Origin of the sequence: Cellulomonas sp. PSBB021, from assembly GCF_002240455.1 — a bacterium.
Taxonomy (GTDB): Bacteria; Actinomycetota; Actinomycetes; order Actinomycetales; family Cellulomonadaceae; genus Cellulomonas; species Cellulomonas uda.
In genome coordinates this window covers 3,126,020-3,141,472 of sequence record NZ_CP021430.1, presented here as the reverse complement: position 1 = coordinate 3,141,472, position 15,453 = coordinate 3,126,020, and the positions used below count along the sequence as shown (strand labels likewise).

19 protein-coding genes are annotated in these 15,453 nt (G+C 74.8%); 9 read left to right on the top strand and 10 right to left on the bottom strand.

All coding sequences use genetic code 11. The features are described from left to right. Positions 1–205: 205 nt before the first annotated feature. Both CBP52_RS14435 and CBP52_RS14430 read left to right on the top strand, forming a co-directional pair. Positions 206–1,477, top strand: coding sequence for a sensor histidine kinase (locus tag CBP52_RS14435; protein ID WP_094181539.1), 1,272 nt, complete (start codon positions 206–208; stop codon positions 1,475–1,477). After that, complete coding sequence (locus CBP52_RS14430) at positions 1,474–2,103, top strand: DNA-binding response regulator (RefSeq protein WP_094181538.1); 630 nt, start codon at positions 1,474–1,476, stop codon at positions 2,101–2,103. The genes CBP52_RS14435 and CBP52_RS14430 overlap by 4 nt, the downstream gene beginning before the upstream one ends. 1 nt (position 2,104) lies before the next feature. Here CBP52_RS14430 and CBP52_RS14425 read toward each other — a convergent pair whose 3' ends face one another. The 7 genes from CBP52_RS14425 to CBP52_RS17675 form a co-directional block, all read right to left on the bottom strand. Continuing rightward, positions 2,105–2,848: a hypothetical protein gene (locus CBP52_RS14425; protein WP_094181537.1), complete on the bottom strand. Its 744-nt coding sequence runs from the start codon at positions 2,846–2,848 to the stop codon at positions 2,105–2,107. Continuing rightward, positions 2,845–3,645: an ATP-binding cassette domain-containing protein gene (locus tag CBP52_RS14420; protein WP_094181536.1), complete on the bottom strand. Its 801-nt coding sequence runs from the start codon at positions 3,643–3,645 to the stop codon at positions 2,845–2,847. Before CBP52_RS14420 ends, CBP52_RS14425 begins: the two co-directional genes overlap by 4 nt. 28 nt (positions 3,646–3,673) lie before the next feature. Continuing rightward, positions 3,674–4,777, bottom strand: a complete 1,104-nt coding sequence (locus CBP52_RS14415; RefSeq protein ID WP_094181535.1) for an HTTM domain-containing protein — start codon at positions 4,775–4,777, stop codon at positions 3,674–3,676. Then, positions 4,774–4,950 carry a hypothetical protein gene (locus CBP52_RS17680; RefSeq protein WP_157732652.1) on the bottom strand — a complete coding sequence of 59 codons (177 nt, stop codon included), beginning with the start codon at positions 4,948–4,950 and terminating at the stop codon, positions 4,774–4,776. The genes CBP52_RS14415 and CBP52_RS17680 overlap by 4 nt, the downstream gene beginning before the upstream one ends. Next, the gene (locus CBP52_RS14410) at positions 4,947–5,486 is read right to left on the bottom strand and encodes a DUF5819 family protein (RefSeq protein WP_094181534.1); all 540 of its coding nucleotides are present in this window, start codon (positions 5,484–5,486) and stop codon (positions 4,947–4,949) included. Before CBP52_RS14410 ends, CBP52_RS17680 begins: the two co-directional genes overlap by 4 nt. Before the next feature lie 74 nt (positions 5,487–5,560). Then, positions 5,561–5,884, bottom strand: coding sequence for a hypothetical protein (locus CBP52_RS14405; RefSeq protein WP_094181533.1), 324 nt, complete (start codon positions 5,882–5,884; stop codon positions 5,561–5,563). Between the two features lie 53 nt (positions 5,885–5,937). Then, positions 5,938–6,312, bottom strand: coding sequence for a thiol-disulfide oxidoreductase DCC family protein (locus CBP52_RS17675; RefSeq protein WP_157732651.1), 375 nt, complete (start codon positions 6,310–6,312; stop codon positions 5,938–5,940). A gap of 223 nt (positions 6,313–6,535) precedes the next feature. Here CBP52_RS17675 and CBP52_RS14395 point away from each other — a divergent pair, with 223 nt between their 5' ends. Further along, complete coding sequence (locus CBP52_RS14395) at positions 6,536–8,068, top strand: alpha-N-arabinofuranosidase (protein ID WP_094181531.1); 1,533 nt, start codon at positions 6,536–6,538, stop codon at positions 8,066–8,068. A gap of 111 nt (positions 8,069–8,179) precedes the next feature. Here the strand turns inward: CBP52_RS14395 and CBP52_RS14390 are convergent, their stop codons facing one another. Further along, positions 8,180–8,521, bottom strand: a complete 342-nt coding sequence (locus CBP52_RS14390) for a cupin (RefSeq protein WP_094181530.1) — start codon at positions 8,519–8,521, stop codon at positions 8,180–8,182. An 82-nt stretch (positions 8,522–8,603) separates the two neighbouring features. Here CBP52_RS14390 and CBP52_RS14385 point away from each other — a divergent pair, with 82 nt between their 5' ends. Both CBP52_RS14385 and CBP52_RS17670 read left to right on the top strand, forming a co-directional pair. Then, entirely contained in the window at positions 8,604–9,824 is a 1,221-nt protein-coding gene (locus tag CBP52_RS14385) for a cytochrome P450 (RefSeq protein WP_094181529.1), read from the top strand. A gap of 612 nt (positions 9,825–10,436) precedes the next feature. After that, a complete protein-coding gene (locus tag CBP52_RS17670; protein WP_157732650.1) occupies positions 10,437–10,997 on the top strand; it encodes a hypothetical protein in 561 nt (186 codons plus the stop codon). A 120-nt stretch (positions 10,998–11,117) separates the two neighbouring features. Here the strand turns inward: CBP52_RS17670 and CBP52_RS14375 are convergent, their stop codons facing one another. Then, on the bottom strand, positions 11,118–11,633 hold the full coding sequence (locus tag CBP52_RS14375; protein WP_232514513.1) for a GNAT family N-acetyltransferase: 516 nt from the start codon (positions 11,631–11,633) through the stop codon (positions 11,118–11,120). Between the two features lie 73 nt (positions 11,634–11,706). Next, positions 11,707–12,432: a hypothetical protein gene (locus CBP52_RS14370; protein WP_094181528.1), complete on the bottom strand. Its 726-nt coding sequence runs from the start codon at positions 12,430–12,432 to the stop codon at positions 11,707–11,709. A gap of 202 nt (positions 12,433–12,634) precedes the next feature. On the opposite strand from CBP52_RS14370, the gene CBP52_RS14365 reads away from it, so the two are divergent. From CBP52_RS14365 to CBP52_RS14350, 4 genes are all read left to right on the top strand, one after another. Beyond that, on the top strand, positions 12,635–13,315 hold the full coding sequence (locus CBP52_RS14365; RefSeq protein ID WP_094181527.1) for a hypothetical protein: 681 nt from the start codon (positions 12,635–12,637) through the stop codon (positions 13,313–13,315). After that, on the top strand, positions 13,312–13,677 hold the full coding sequence (locus CBP52_RS14360) for a hypothetical protein (RefSeq protein WP_094181526.1): 366 nt from the start codon (positions 13,312–13,314) through the stop codon (positions 13,675–13,677). Before CBP52_RS14365 ends, CBP52_RS14360 begins: the two co-directional genes overlap by 4 nt. Before the next feature lie 70 nt (positions 13,678–13,747). Continuing rightward, complete coding sequence (locus tag CBP52_RS14355; protein ID WP_094181525.1) at positions 13,748–14,518, top strand: hypothetical protein; 771 nt, start codon at positions 13,748–13,750, stop codon at positions 14,516–14,518. After that, complete coding sequence (locus tag CBP52_RS14350; RefSeq protein ID WP_157732649.1) at positions 14,505–15,452, top strand: leucine-rich repeat domain-containing protein; 948 nt, start codon at positions 14,505–14,507, stop codon at positions 15,450–15,452. Before CBP52_RS14355 ends, CBP52_RS14350 begins: the two co-directional genes overlap by 14 nt. Position 15,453: the final 1 nt, after the last annotated feature.

Below are 15,453 nucleotides of genomic sequence, written 5' to 3'. Positions count from 1 at the left end.
GGCCGGGGTGCGGTGAACGGAGCAGCATCGCAGGTCAGGCCGCGCCCGTCCACCACGTCTTGACCGCCACATGAACTGCTGCATACCCGCAGGTGGGCGCGGGGACAAACTTCACCCGGACGGCGCACACCCGGAGACCGGGCTCGGTCCTCGGTGCCGTGACCGAGGCGCGTCGCCGCGCGGGCCGGACTGTAGAGTCGCGGCCATGCCGGCGGGGGGCAGCACGCGCAGCGGACAGGACGCCGCGACCCCAGGCGAGCCCGGCCTCGGCCCGCTGACCGCGTACACCTGGCTCAGCCTGCTCGCGGTCGGCCTGATCTCCGTCTCGTTCCCCCTCGGCGAGCTCGTCACCGTGGCGTTGCCGCCCGGCTGGACGGTGTTCGCGATCGCGACGACCCTGCTCGCGGGCTACCTCCAGGTCGACCTCCTGCGCCGCGCTCCCGGACTGCGCGCGACACCTCTCCCGGACCACCCGCACCGTCTGCTGTGCGCGCTCGCGGTGGTGCTCGGGCTCGTCGCCTCGCTCGTGCTGTGGGCGGTCGCGGGCACCGGGCACCGTGTCGGTTGGCTCTACGCGATGCCGTTCGGCGCGCTCGTCGCCGCCGTGCTCGTGCACCGCACCCCGTCGCTGCTCGAACCCGACGCGTCGCACCGGCCGGCCGCGCTCGTCGCCGGCGCGTCCGTCGTCGGGACCGCGGCTGCGGCGCTCGTCGGCTACCGCGCCGACGTCCCGCACGCGGACGTGACCGTGCGCGCCCTGTACGGGGCGGCGGTCGTCGTCGCGGCCGCGACCCTCCAGCTCGGGCAGGTGTGGGTCTGGCAGGTCATGCAGGCCCTGCACGTCGCTCGCGTGCGCGCCGCGGATCTCGCGCTCACGAACGAACGCATGCGCTTCGCAGCCGAGCTGCACGACGTGCAGGGCCACCACCTGCAGGTCATCGTCGTGACCGCCGAGCTCGCCGAGCAGCTGGTGCCCCGGGACCCGCAGGCTGCCGTGCGGCACCTGCAGCGGATCCGGTCGCTCGCGGTGACCGCGCTCGAGGACACGCGCGCCGTCGCCTACGCGTACCGCCGCACATCCTTCACGGCCGAGCTCGACAACGGCGTCGCCGTGCTGCGGGCCGCAGGGGTCGACGTGCACGTGCACGGCGAGCCGGACCTGCTCCCGCCCGAGCACGGCTCCGCCATGGGTCACCTGGTGCGCGAGGCGACGACGAACCACCTGCGGCACTCGGACGCCCGTGAGTGCACCATCGAGATCGGGCACGTCGGCACCGACGTCGTCGTCACGGTGCGCGACCCGGGGCCTGCGCGCGCGTCCTCCGTCGTGCGCGACACGCGCCGCGGCCAAGGGCTCGCGGGGCTCGCGGACCGGTTCGCCGCGGCAGGTGGCACGATCGAGGCGCGTGACACCGAGCACGGCTTCGTCCTGACGGGACGGCTCCCGCGCGACGCGACGGCGAGGAGGGGGACATGACGGCCACACCCGCAGCCGGGCGGCACACCCGCGTGGTGCTCGCCGACGACGAGGACCTGCTGCGCACCGCGCTCGGCGAGCTCCTGTCGCTGCAGGAAGGGATCACCGTCGTCGACCAGGTCGCGGACGGACCAGCGGCCGTCGCGTCGGTGCTGGAGCACCAGCCCGACGTGGTGCTGCTCGACCTCGAGATGCCTCACCTCGACGGGATCAGCACCGCCGAGCAGATCCTCGCGCAGTCGACCACCAAGGTCGTGCTCGTCACGCGGCACGCGCGGCCCGGCGTGCTGCGCCGTGCGCTCGCGGTGGGTGTGAGCGCGTTCGCGTCGAAGTCGACCTCCGCGAGCCTGCTCGCGGCGATCGTGCACGACGTCGCGGCCGGCGGCCGGTACATCGACTCCACGGTCGCCGCTGCCGCGCTCTCCGCCGACGCGTGCCCGCTGACGAGCCGCGAGCTCGACGTGCTGCGCGAGGTGCGGCGTGGGCTGCGGGCCCGCGAGATCGGCGAGGCGCTGCACCTGTCGAGCGGCACGGTGCGCAACTACCTGTCGTCCGCGATGGCGAAGATCGGCGCGGCCGACCGCCGGGAAGCGGCCGACCGCGCCTGGTCCGAGGGCTGGATCTGACTCAGCGCGTCAGGTCCCGCCGCTGGGTCAGCACCAGGGCACCCGCGACCAGCACCGCGAGCGTGACGCCGACGACGGTGGCGGACTGCGCGTACGGCGCGGTACCGGTCAGGTTGCGCAGCTCGGCGAGCGCCGTGTGCGGCAGGAACGGCACGACAGCCTCCGGGAGGAAGCTGCGCACGACACCCTCGAGCACGACGATCCACACGAGCGCGCCCGTGATCGCGCCCGCGACGTTGCGCGTCGCGAGACCCAGGGCGGCCCCCGCCACCGCGAGCGCGGTCGGCGAGATCACCGAGCCCGCGACCGCCTGCCACAGCACGCCCTGCGACCACTGGACCGGACCGGCACCCGCCGGCTGCAGCGCCGCGAGCGTGCCCAGCTTGACGAGCTCGGCGACGACGCCCACCACAGCACCGAGCAGCGCAGCGACGACGACCTTCGCGGCCGCCCACCGCCACCGCTCAGGGGTGGCCAGGTACGTCCACACCACCGCTCCCGTGCGGAAGTCACCGGCCGCGAGCACGACCCCCAGAGCCAGGACGACAAGGCCCGACAGCGGGTCGATCAGCACCTCCGCCTGACCCGCGGCAGTCGACACGTCGACGGCCTGCTGCTCGGACCCGTACGTGGACAGCAGCCCGCCCGTCACCACCGCCGCGAACAACCAGGCGGTCACGACCGACCAGCGCACCGCGCGGGAGCGGGTCAGCAGCACGAGCTCGGCCCGGATCGACGCCTTCATCGCACTCCTCCGTTCGTCATGGGTGTGGCCGGACGCGGCGTGCCGTCGACGCCTCGGCCGGGCGGCGCGGCGCCGCGCTCGACGAGCGCGAAGAACACCGACTCGAGCGAAGCGGCACCCATCGGCCCGCTCTCGACGAGCGTCGGCAGGGGTGCCTGCGCGAGCACCTGGCCACCGTGCAGGATCACGACGTCGTCGACCGTGAGCTGCGCCTCGGTGAGCAGGTGCGTGGACAGCAGCACCGAGCCTCCGGCTTCGGCGTGGCGTCGCACCAGCCCACGCAGCCACTGGATGCCCATCGGGTCGAGGCCGTTGAGCGGCTCGTCGAGCACGAGGTGGTGCGGCTGCGCGAGGAGCGCCGCCGCGACGCGCAGTCGCTGCACCATGCCGAGCGAGAACTGCCCGATGCGGCGCCGTCCGACGTCGGCCAGCTCGACCTCACCGAGCACCTCCTCCACGCGCTCGGCGGGGACGCGCGAGCGCACCGCGAGCGAGCGCAGCACCGTCGTCGCGGTGTGCTGCGGCGGGAAGCCCGCGACGTCGAGGCATGCGCCGACCGCCCGGGTGGGGGAGGTCAGCTGCGAGTACGGGGTGCCGTCGATCGTCGCGGTCCCCTCGTCGTGCCCCGCGAGCCCCAGCACGACCTTCAGGCACGTGGTCTTGCCGCTGCCGTTGGGACCGAGCAGGCCCGTCACGCGGCCCGGTGCCGCCGTGAACGACACCCCGCGCACACCCCCTCCGCCCGCGTACGTCTTCGTCAGGCCGTGGCAGCGGATGCCACCGTCGGACCGGCTCATGGTCAACTCCTCTCTCGAGACCCGGCGCTCACGCCGTCTCAGTGGTCAGCGCGCCCACCGGCACGCGCGCCGGCGTCGGCTCCGGCCGCGCCGTCCCCGGGTCGCGAGCGGCGCTGCGGCGCAGGTGCGCGACCTGCACGCGGACCCGCTCCCGCAGCCCCAGCAGCTCGCGGTCGGTGAACACCAGCAGGTCGGACGCGATCATGAAGGCCGAGAACACCGGCAGGCCCATGAGGAACCCGATGCTCACGTGCATCCCGACGAGCACGACGAACGCGACATGCCGACCGACCGGGCGCAGCAGGAGGAACGGGAACGCGATCTGCACGACGACCGCGGCATACGTCGCGAGCGTCACGAGCAGCGGGACCGTGTACACCGCCTGGCTCAGCTCGGGCCACGGGCTGTAGTCGGCGACCCGCAGGATGTAGTAGACAGCCGTGCCCTCCTGCCACACCTCGCCCTGGGCCTTGAACAACCCCGACGCGCCGTAGAGGACGCACAGCTGCGCGACGCACGCGACGAGCGCCGCGTTGTGCAGGATCGTCGCGAGCTGGCGGCGAGTGGCACGGTGCGCGGCGAGCGCGTCGTACCGGTCCGTGCGGGCCTCGCGGCGAGCTCGACGCGCGTCGAGCGACAGGTACGCGGACACGTGCGCGACGCACATGTACAGCAGCAGGATCCGCATGATGTTGTCGCCGCCGTTCGTGACGAACGGGTTGCGCTCGTGCCACGACCACAGCAGGACGAACAGCACGGGCGTCACGACGCGCGTGCGCCACCCGAGCGCGAACAGCGCGGCCGCGACCGCGAGCGCGAGGTAGATCAGGTCGGTCTGCCACGCGGTCCGGGCGAACAGGTACAGCGAGAGGATCGACCCGTCACCTCCGTCGGCCCGCAGCCGCTCGAGGCTGTACGCCGCGTCGGGACCCCAGATGCGGTGCCGCACGGGCAGGTTCACGACCAGGTCGACGAGGAGGATCACGCCGTAGGCGATCCGGACCAGGGAGAACGCGACGAGCCCGTGCCGCCGGTCCGCGACCAGCGCGACCGCACGGTCGGCCAGGTCGCGCAGCCGTGTGCGCACGTCGACGAGCGTGAGCGGTGCGGGAGCGGTGCTGGTGGGGGTCATCGCCGGTCTCCTGTCGGGTCGGTGACGCCGTGCGCGGCCGCCGACGACGTCGTCGGGGTCGGCAGGTCGCGCCACGGGAGGGTCACGTGGCTGATCTCGCCGAGGCCGTCGTCGTGTCGCTGCGACCAGCGGGGGAACTCGTGCGTGACGAGGCGGACCTGGATCCGCGTCACGTCCCCCAGGTGCGGCGCGCGGCGTCGGCCGCGGCGTCGTGCAGGTTGCGCAGCGTGTCCTCGTAGGCCTCCCGCGTGTGCGCGGGGACGTCGGCGAGCTCGTCGTCGGGCAGGAGGATCGGCAGATCCGCGGGTGGGTCGGCCGGGTACGCGGCCTCGACCGCGGCGTCGCGTGACATGAGGAACGCGTGCATGACGCCGCTCACGGTGTAGTAGGAGCGGTCGGGCAGCGGGTTGTGGTGCCGCGCCTCGAGGTACGGCGCGTTGATCGTCAGGAAGTCGGTGTCCTCGCCGTCGCGCGTCGTGGCACGGACCAGGACACCCGAGTCGGTCCGGACGGGGTCGGGGGCGAACAGCTGCCAGTTCTGCTCGAAGAACGGCTGGATCCACGCGTTCACGGGGCGCTGCAATGCGTACTTGAGCGGGTTGGGTGGCGCGACGTACAACGCGGTCACCGCGAGGTGCGTCCCGAGCACGGCCGCCACGAGGCCGAGCGCGAGGAGCACCGTCCGGGGCCGGCGGGTGCGGGTGGACATGGGAGCCTCCGGGACGAGGGACGGGTGAGGTGGTGCGGGTGGGTGACGCGCAGCCACCCACCCGCACCGGTGCGTCAGTCGAAGACGGCCTCGGACGGCACGAGCTGGTTGGTGTCCCAGATGCCGATGACCTTCTTCGCGGCCCAGCCGGCGACGACCTTGCCGGCGCCCGCGGCGGCACCCGCGACGAACGCCGTCGCGACGACCGCCGGGACCGCGGCCGGCGACGCGTCGGCCGACTGGACGTCCTGACGCGCCGCGGCGTCGAACGCGGCGACGGCGTTGATCGACGACGTCGGCCCGGCGGCCGGGGTCGCGGCGTGCGCGGCGACCGGGGCTGCGCCGACGGACAGCGCGGCGATCGACGCGATCGCGGCGAGACGGGTCTTCATGGACATACCTGGTGCTCCTTGTCTGTCGTGACTGCTGTCGGGACGGTTCCTGCGAGTCGTCAGCCGCGGGCCGGCAGGGAGCACGCGGAGCCGCTCAGCCGGTGGCGGTTGCGCGCGACCCACGCGTAGACGAGGGACGCGACCCACGCGCTCGGCTGCTCGAGGACCAGACGGCCCAGGAGCCGGTCGTCACGCGACGGCGCACGCAGGAGCGCGTGCCCGAACGCCTCGTGACCCACCCGCCTGGTCCCGTCCTCCTCGACGAGCACCGCCGCGGCCTCCAGCTGCTCCGGCGTGAGCCCGTACGCGTGCAGGTCCACGCCCTGCCACGCCTGCGCGCGCACCGTGCTGCCCGTCCGCTCGAGCAACCACCTGGTCGCCCGCTCGCACAGACCGCAGTCGCCGTCGTAGAGGAAGGTCGCCGTGGTGCCCATGTCTCTGCCCTCCGTGCTGGTCCTGCTGACATCGACCATGCTGGTCAGCGGGCTGCGTGGCGGGCAGTGCCGGGACGTCACAAGCTCGTGGGACACAACGCGGCCCCGCGGCATGACACCTGTCACGGGTCGACGGTGACCCGTGCGCACGACGGCGGGCTGCACCCGACCGCTCCTCGGTGCCGTGGCCGTCAGGAGCACGCGCATCCACGAGAATGCGCGCATGACACGCGCTGATCATCTGACTGCGATCATCGACCTCGACCTTCCCGGCCCCCGCATCTCGCGTCACGTGTACGGGCACTTCGCCGAGCACCTGGGCCGGTGCATCTACGGCGGGTTCTGGGTCGGTGAGGACTCGGACGTGCCGAACGTGCGGGGTATCCGCTCCGACGTGGTGGACGCGCTGCGTGCGCTGCAGATCCCGAACCTGCGCTGGCCGGGCGGGTGCTTCGCCGACGACTACCACTGGCGTGACGGGATCGGCCCGCGCGACCAGCGGCCCCGCATGGTCAACTCGCACTGGGGCGACGTGGTCGAGGACAACTCCTTCGGCACGCACGAGTTCATGGACCTGTGCGAGCTGCTCGGTGCCGAGCCGTACGTCTCGGGGAACGTCGGGTCCGGCACGGTCCGCGAGATGAGCGAGTGGGTCGAGTACCTCACGCGCGCCGACGACTCCCCCATGGCCGCACTGCGCCGCGGGAACGGGCGCGACGAGCCGTGGCGTGTCCCGTTCTGGGGCATCGGCAACGAGGCGTGGGGCTGCGGCGGCAACCTGCGGGCCGAGCAGTTCGCGTCGCTCGCGCGCCAGTACGCGACGTACGTGCGCGACCACGGCGACAACACGGTCTACCGGATCGCCGCCGGCGCGGACTCGGACGACCTGCACTGGACCGAGGCGCTCATGCGCTCGTTCGACCAGGCCGGGCTCGGGCAGTCGCCCGCCGCACCGTTCCAGGCGCTGTCGCTGCACTACTACACGATGACCGGCTCGTGGTCCGCGAAGGGCTCCGCGACGCAGTTCACCACCGACGAGTGGTACCTCGCGCTCGCCCGCGCCGCGCACATGGAGACGCTCCTGCAGCGCCACAGCACCGTCATGGACCGCTACGACCCCCAGCGGAACGTCGGGCTCGTCGTCGACGAGTGGGGCACGTGGTGGGACGTCGAGCCCGGCACCAACCCCGGGTTCCTGTACCAGCAGAACACGCTGCGCGACGCGCTCGTCGCCTCGACCCACCTCGACGCGTTCCACCGGCACGCCGACCGCGTGGTCATGACGAACATCGCCCAGACCGTCAACGTGCTGCAGGCCATGCTCCTGACCGACCCGGACTCCGGGGCGCTGGTCCTCACCCCGACCTACCACGTGTACGAGATGAGCACGGGGCACCACGACGCCGACGCGCTCGCGGTGCACCTCAAGGACGTGCCCGCCGTCGAGACCGCCAGCAAGGAGCTGCCGCTGGTGTCCGCGTCCGCGTCCACGCGCGGCGACACCGCGCTCGTGTCGATCTCGCACCTCGACGCGGCCGAGTCCCGCACGCTCGTCGTCGACCTGCGCGGACGCGAGGTCACGGCGCACACCGCGCGCGTCCTGACCGCCGACCGCGTCGACGCGCACAACACGCCCGACGCGCTCGACCGGGTCGCCCCGCGCCCGCACGACGACGCGGTGCGACCCCACCCGCGCGGCCTCGAGGTCACCCTCCCCCCGGCGAGCTTCGTGACGCTGTCCCTCACGCTCGCCTGACCCGCACCCGACCCCGCCGTTGCTCCGGGTATCCGCCACCGGAGCCGGAGCAACCGCGGGGTCGCGGGGTGGTCGCGGGGTCGACGGTGTCCGGACCTGACGTCGGGCCGCTCAGGCGTCGCCGCGCTGGTCCTCGTCGAGGCTCGTGACGGTCGTCAGCAGGAACACGCTGTCCTCCAGCGCGAGCACCGCGTGCCGCTGGTGCGTCAGCACGACGAGCTCGCCGCGCGCGAGGTCGCTCTGCTCGACCCCGGTGACGCGCACCCGCCCCTCGAGCACCTGCAGGCTCGCGGCGGGCGGTGAGTTGTGCTCCGCGAGCTCGACGCCCGCGACGAGCGCGATCACGGTCTGCCGCAGCACGCCGTCGTGCACGACGAGCTGCGCGTCGCGTCCGTGCGCCGAGGCGCGCGCGGCGTCCAGGTGGGTGCGTGCGGCGGTCACGAGGTCCGTCATGTGCTGCCCTCTCTCGTCGGCTGTGCCCAGCCTGCCCTACGAGCCGCGGGCGCGCTGCGGCTCACGGGTCCAGGATGGGCGGGTGACGGAGCACGAGCCGGCCGACGAGCTGAGCCCCGACCCTGACCCGCGCACCGGCCGCCGGCACGGTGCGCACGCCGACTGGAACCCGCGCGGCCCGCGCGTGCGCCGCGACCCAGTCGCCGCGTACGACGCGCTGCGCGCGCAGTGCCCGGTCGCGCGCGGGCCGGACGGCGCGTGGACGGTGTTCACGCACGCGGACGTGATGCGCGTGGCGCTCGACCACGAGACCTTCTCCAACGCGGTCTCGCGCCACCTGCAGGTGCCCAACGGGGTCGACGGACCCGCGCACACCGCGTACCGCGCGGCCGTGGAGCAGTTCTTCACGCCCGAGCGGATGCGGGAGCTGGAGCCGGTGGTCGGGCGGGTCGCCCAGGCGCTCGTCGGCGGCCTCGTCGTCCCCGGTGCCGTCGACGCCGTGGCGCTCGGCGCGCGGTTCGCGGTGCGAGCCCAGAGCGCCTGGCTCGGGTGGCCCGCCGACCTCGAGGAGGAGCTGCTCGCGTGGGTGCGCGACAACCGCGACGCGACCCGGTCCCGGGACCCGGAGCGCACGGCACGCGTCGCCGCGCGGTTCGACGCGATCATCCGCTCGCTCACCGACGTCCGGCGGGCCGCGGACGCGCCGCAGGACGTGACGACCGAGCTGCTGCGCACCCGCGTCGACGGCCGGGCGCTGAGCGACGACGAGGTCGTCTCGATCCTGCGGAACTGGACGGGCGGCGACCTCGGGTCGATGGCGCTGTGCACCGGCGTCGTGGTCACCTACCTCGCCGACCACCCCGAGCTGCAGGACCACCTGCGCGGCGGTGTGAGCGACCGCGAGCTCGACGCGGTGCTCGACGAGATCCTGCGCATCGACGACCCGTTCGTCAGCAACCGGCGGGTCACCACGCGCCCGGTGGAGCTCGGCGGGCGACGCGTCGGCGCGGGTGAGCGGGTCGTCCTGAGCTGGACGTCCGCGAACCGCGACGAGCGCGTGTTCGGGGACCCGGACGCGTTCGACCCGGTCGGCAACGCGCCGTACAACCTCGTCTACGGGATCGGGAAGCACGTGTGCCCGGGCCGGCCCCTCGCGACGCTGGAGCTGCGCGTGCTGGTCCGCGCGCTGCTGGCGGCCACGGGCGCGGTCCGTCCCGACCCCGACGCGGCCCGGGTCCGTGAGCAGCCGCCGGCCGGTGGCCTCGCGTCCGCGCCGGTGCTCCTGGTCCCGCGCCCCGCCTGACGACACGCGCACCACCCGTCCGGGTGAGCGGACCGCGGGTCCCCGGGCAGATACCGGGCCCGATGACGACCGGTGTGCCGCCGTCCGTGGTCGACGGCGGGGAGGGGGCGGTCGGAGCGCCGACGACGGCGTGGCCCCGTGTGCCCGAGTGCGCGGTCGTGCGCGCACGACTGCTCGACCGCCTCGACCGGATCGACCCGGTGGGCGTGATCCGTGCGGCACCGGGGCTCGGCCGTACGCTCCTGGCCGCGCAGTGGGCCGGGCGCCAGCACGAGCGTGGGCGACCGGTCGTCTGGGTCGCCGGCGCGGGCCGCCGCGGCCGGCCGCCCCTCACGTGGGCCGCGGTGCGCGCCGCGCTCGTCGCCGCGTTGCGCGCGGCCGGCACCGCCGTCCCCGACGACGTCACCGCCGTCACCCGGCTCGTCACGGCAGCCCACGGCCTGCGCACCCTCCTCGTCACAGGCACGCGCCACCCGCACAGCCCACCCGCCGCGCGGCACCCCGTCGTCACCGCGCTCGACGACCGGCTCGACGTCACGACGTTCACCACGCGCGACCTCATGCTCACCGCCGACGAGCTCCGCGCGGCCGCCGCGTCGTGGGGGGCACCCGGTGGACGACCGCATGCTCGCGTGCGTCGTGGAGCTCGTCGGCGGCTGGCCCGCCCTCGCCCGGACGGTCCTGGACGACACCGGGCCCGACGACGAGGAGCCCGCGACCGCCGCGGTCCGGGCGTTCGTCCGCGACGTCGTGCTCCCCGGCATCACCGACACCCCCCTGCTCGACGCCGCGATGGTCGTCGCGCTGCCCGTGGACCTCACCGAGCGGACCGCGCGCGTGGTGCTCGACCTCGCCCGCCGGCACGGCCTGGACCCGGTGCCGGACCCGCTCCTGCTGCTCGAGGCCGCGGGCGTCGTCGCGCGGCTGCCCGCCGTCGGCGGCACGCCGCAACGCTGGGTCATGCCCGCGGTGCTGCGCGACGAGCTGCGCGCGCACCTCGCCGAGCACGACCGCGCGTTCGTCGTCGAGGCGCACCGCACGCTCGCGCAGGACTGGACCCTCCTCGAGCTCGTGAGCCTCGAGTTCGGGACGTACCTCGCGGTCATCGGCGGTGCGACCGTCGACGACTGCTACGCCCGGGTCCCCGACCAGGTCGCCGCGACGTCTTGGTGAGCCCGACGACCACACGACCCCGTCGTCCCTCCGGGTAAGCCGGCCCGAAGCCGGAGCAACCACGGGGTCGGCGGGTTCGGGCAGGGGTCGGCGGTGTGCGGGGCGGGGCGGGTGGTTCCGTCAGGTGAGGGGGCGTTGCATGAGGACGACGAGGAAGCCCGGGCGGTCGGTCTGCGCGACCTGCTCGAACCCCCACGAGCGGTAGACGTCGTCGAGGTGCGGGTTCGACGCGCGGTGGTCGAGCCGCAGCCACCGCGCCCCCGCCGCGCGCGCCCGGGAGTCCGCCCACTCCACGAGCGCCCGCCCCAGCCCGGTGCCGGACGCGCGGCGGGCCACCATCAACCCGTGCACGTACAGCGCGGGCGTGTCGTCGTCACCCCAGTAGTCGACGTCCGGGCTGACGAGCCGCAGGCAGCCGCGCAGCCCCTCGTCGTCGTCCTGCACCCACCACTGCCCCTGCTCGACCTGCGCCGCGACGCGCTCGGCGGGCAGCGACCCGACGGGCCACTGGTCCAGCCCGCGTGCGGCCATCCAGTCCTCGAGCGAGCGCCGCAGCGCGTGGATCGCGGCGACGTCCTCGGGGCGGGCCGGGCGCGGGTCGACGGCGGGCAGGGGCGGGGTCGACGGTCCGGTCACGCCTCCCGACGATAGGCGCGGGCCGGCCGGGGCGCGACGGGGCCCCGACGACCCCCGCGCGGTCAGCACCGCGTCAGGCGGACCCCGGGGCGGCGGCGGCCCGGCGGCGCGCACCCGCGCGGACCACCCACCAGATCACGCCCCCGATCGTCAGGCCCAGCCCCACGACGCCGAGCGCGATCGCGACGAACACACCGCCGACGGTCCCGAAGATCCCCGACACGAACTGCGTGAGGTCCGGCCCCCGCACGAGCACGACCTGCGCGTCCTGCGTCGTCGCCTCGGGGACCGAGAGCGTGTACTCCCCCGGCTCGACGACGCGGAAGCCCGCGACGAGGACCGCCCGGCTGCCACCCGTCGACGCGGTGCCGTCGAGGGGCGACGGCTCGGCCGGGAGCGTCTCGCCGTCGGGACCCGTGAGCTCGACCGTCCCCGGGAGGCCGGCGTCGTGCTCGTCGGACGGGACGACCAGGTACAGGTGGTGGTAGCCGGGCTCGAGCACGGCGGTCGTCGTCCCCGGCGCGGAGGTCGAGGCGACCGCGGCCGAGCCCGGCCCGCCGCTCGCGTCGAGCACGCCGAGCGGCACGATCGACAGGAACGTCCGCACGACGAGCACGGCGACGACCGCCGTCGCGACCAGCAGGAGGGCGCCCACCGAGGTGAGGACCACCGGCCCGACGAGCGAGGTCCGCGGGGCGGGGCGCGGCGCGGGCGGGTAGGGGCCGTACGGGCCCGGACGCTGCGACTGACCCGGGTACGGCTGACCCGGGTACGGCGGTGGTTCCTGCGGCGCGGCCATGACCCGCGACCCTACGGCCCCCGCACCGTGCCGCACAGCCCTCGGACGGGATCCGCGCACCCGGGCGACGGGCGACACCCGATCGGTCGAACCTGCGGCGGACGTCCCGGCAAAGCGGACATCCTGCCCTGTAGGTTGTCGGCGCCGGGCAGATGTCGGGCAGACGCCGGGCAGACGACGAGCAGGGACGACAGGGGGCTTCGTGGGACCGACTCCGAGCGGGGCGCGCGACGCGACGGCGTCCGCGCCGACCGGCCCGGCGCGCATCGTCGCGGAGCCCGGCGAGGTGGTCCGCGGGCAGGACCCGGACGGGCTGGTCACGGTCGGCCGTGACCTGGCCGGCGCGGTCGTCGAGATCCGGCTCACCGACGGCTGGCGCACCCGGGCGACGGCCGCGACGCTCGGCGCGCACGTCCTGCGGGCGCACGAGGCGTCGGCGCTGGAGTACCTGCGGCGGCGGCTCGCGGCGTCACGGGGTGAGGGCCCGTCGGTCCCCGTCCCCCGCGAGGACGCACCCCCGGTCGAGCCCGCCGAGTTCTCGTCCGAGGAGCTGCTGGAGGCGCTGGCCGCGCAGGAGGCCGAGCAGCCCGGGCTCCGGGCGGCCCGCGCGCAGCGGCCCGCCGAGCGCACGGTGCGTGACGTCGAGGGCTGGGTCACCGCGACCGCGGTCGGCGAGAGCGTCCGGTCGCTCGAGCTCGACGCCGCGCGGCTGCGCGTGGTGCCGGACGCGAGCGTCGAGCAGGCACTGCTGCGCGTGCTCGCGCAGGTCACGGCGAGCGCCGCCGAGGTGCAGCGGGCGTTCGAGCGGGACTTTCCGGCGACCGCGCGGCTCGCCGCGATGAGCGCCGCCATCCGTCAGGCGAGGTCAGGAGGTCGGTCATGACCGACGGCACGGGGTTCCGCGTCGACACCGCGCTGCTGCGCACCGAGGCGGCCAGGTGGGACGAGATCGCCGCGACGTTCTCGGCGGGCGTCCGGACGCTGAGCGACGAGTGCGGGGTCGTCCTGTGGTACCTCGACAGCATCACGGCGGAGACGGCCTGGCAGCACGAGTGGGTGACGACCACCACCCAGATCGTGAACTTCGCCTACCGGGGCCGTGACCGCATCGCGGGCGCCCCGGGCCTGGGCATCCCCGGCGTGGCGGCCGTCCTGCGGGCGATGGCGGACGCGTACGACGCGGTCGACGACGACGCGCGTGTCACGTTCCAGCAGGGCTTCGACGCCGCGCTCGACGCCCGCTGAGCCGACACCCGCTGAGCCGACACCCGCTGAGCCGACACCCGCCGACCGACGAGACGAACGGACGACGACCATGACCGCACCCGCACCCCTGCCGCCCCGGGCCACGTACGACGCGCAGGTCGCCGCGCACGAGAGCGACCTGGTGACGCTGGGCGAGCAGCCGACCGAGGCCACCGCGGGGGCGAACGCGAGCCTGCAGGAGCTCAGCTGGTGGGACCGGCTGTGGGAGTGGGTCACGGACGTGGTGGACGAGGTCCAGCGCAAGCTCGAGGAGCTCGTCGCGAAGGTGGACGAGTTCTTCGGGACGGTCACGGGTCTCGACCAGGGCGACCCGTACGCGCTGTACGCCGCGGGCGAGGGGTACCTCGCCGCGCAGCGGACGTTCAGCGGGCTCGCCACGTCCTTCTCCCCCTGGAACCTCCCGGCGCTGGACGGGTGGGAGGGTCAGGCGGGCTCCGCGTACGCGGCCGCGGTCCCGGTGCAGGCCGCGGCGGTGGACCGGCTCGCGTCCTGGTGCGGCTCGGCGGGCGGGATCCTCATGGACCACTCGCGCAACGTGGTGAACGAGTACCTCGCGATGCGCGCGACGGTCCGCTCCAAGGTCGTGGCGATCACCCAGGCGGTGGCGTCCCTCGCGTTCGTGGACCCGGTGAAGCTCACGGACACGATCGAGAAGGTCATCGGGCTGACGGCGGAGATCATCCAGGCGGTCGACGACCTGCGGACCGCGTTCCAGCAGTGGGCCAACGAGTCGCTGCGCTCGACCGACGCGCTCAAGGTCGCGATGGCCGACCAGACCGGGACGCAGGGCGGAGGGTGGCCCGAGCTTGTCCGCGCGTAGGTCCGGCACGCGCGCCACGCCGGACCGGCAGCGGCGTCGCCGACGCCCGCTCGTCACCGTGGCGGCGCTCGCGACGCTCGCGGTGCTGGCCACGGGCGTCGGCCTGGCCGTCGCGCACGCACGGCGCGACGACGCACCGGACCTGGTGGCGCTCGACGAGGTGTTCTCCGACGAGGGTCTGCGCGGCTGCGTGGCGCGCGCGCTCGACGCGGACGGCACCGCCCGGGTCCCGCGCGACCGGCTCGAGCGACTGGACCGGGTGAGCTGCGCGAACCCGGAGCCCGACGTCGCCTCGCTCGAGGACCTGCGGCACCTGCCCGGCCTGACGTCCCTCGACCTCGTCGGGACCGGTGTGCGGACGCTCCCCGCGGGCGCGCTGCCCCACCTGACGGACCTGTCCCTCACCGCGACCGGCGTGACGGACCTGAGCGCGCTCGCGGCGCTGCCGTCGCTCACGTCGCTGCACCTGGGCGGCCGGTGCTGGGCCCCGCAGGCCCCTGCGGACCTGGGCGCCCTCGCGCGGGTCCGCGGGCTCACGCGGCTCACGCTGGACTGCGTCGACGCGGACCTCACGCAGGTCGGCCGGCTCACGGGGCTGACGGACCTGTACCTGAGCGTGCCCGCCACCGACCTGGGCCCGCTGCGCCCGCTCGCGTCGCTGCGCGCGCTCGCGGTCGTCGAGATGGACGTCGACCTCACGCCCGTGGCGGACCTGCGGGGGCTGCGGTCCGTGGACCTGGCGCGCAGCCGGGTGCCGGACCTGAGCCCGCTCGCCGCGCTGCCCGAGCTGGCCCGGCTCGACCTGACGGGCGCGACGGTCGGGTCCCTCGCGCCGCTGGCGGACGTGCCCGCGCTCGAGGACCTGGTGCTGCGGGGCACGGTCGCGCCCGACGCCGCCTCGCTCGCGCTGGACGGCGTCGAGATCCGCCGGTAGG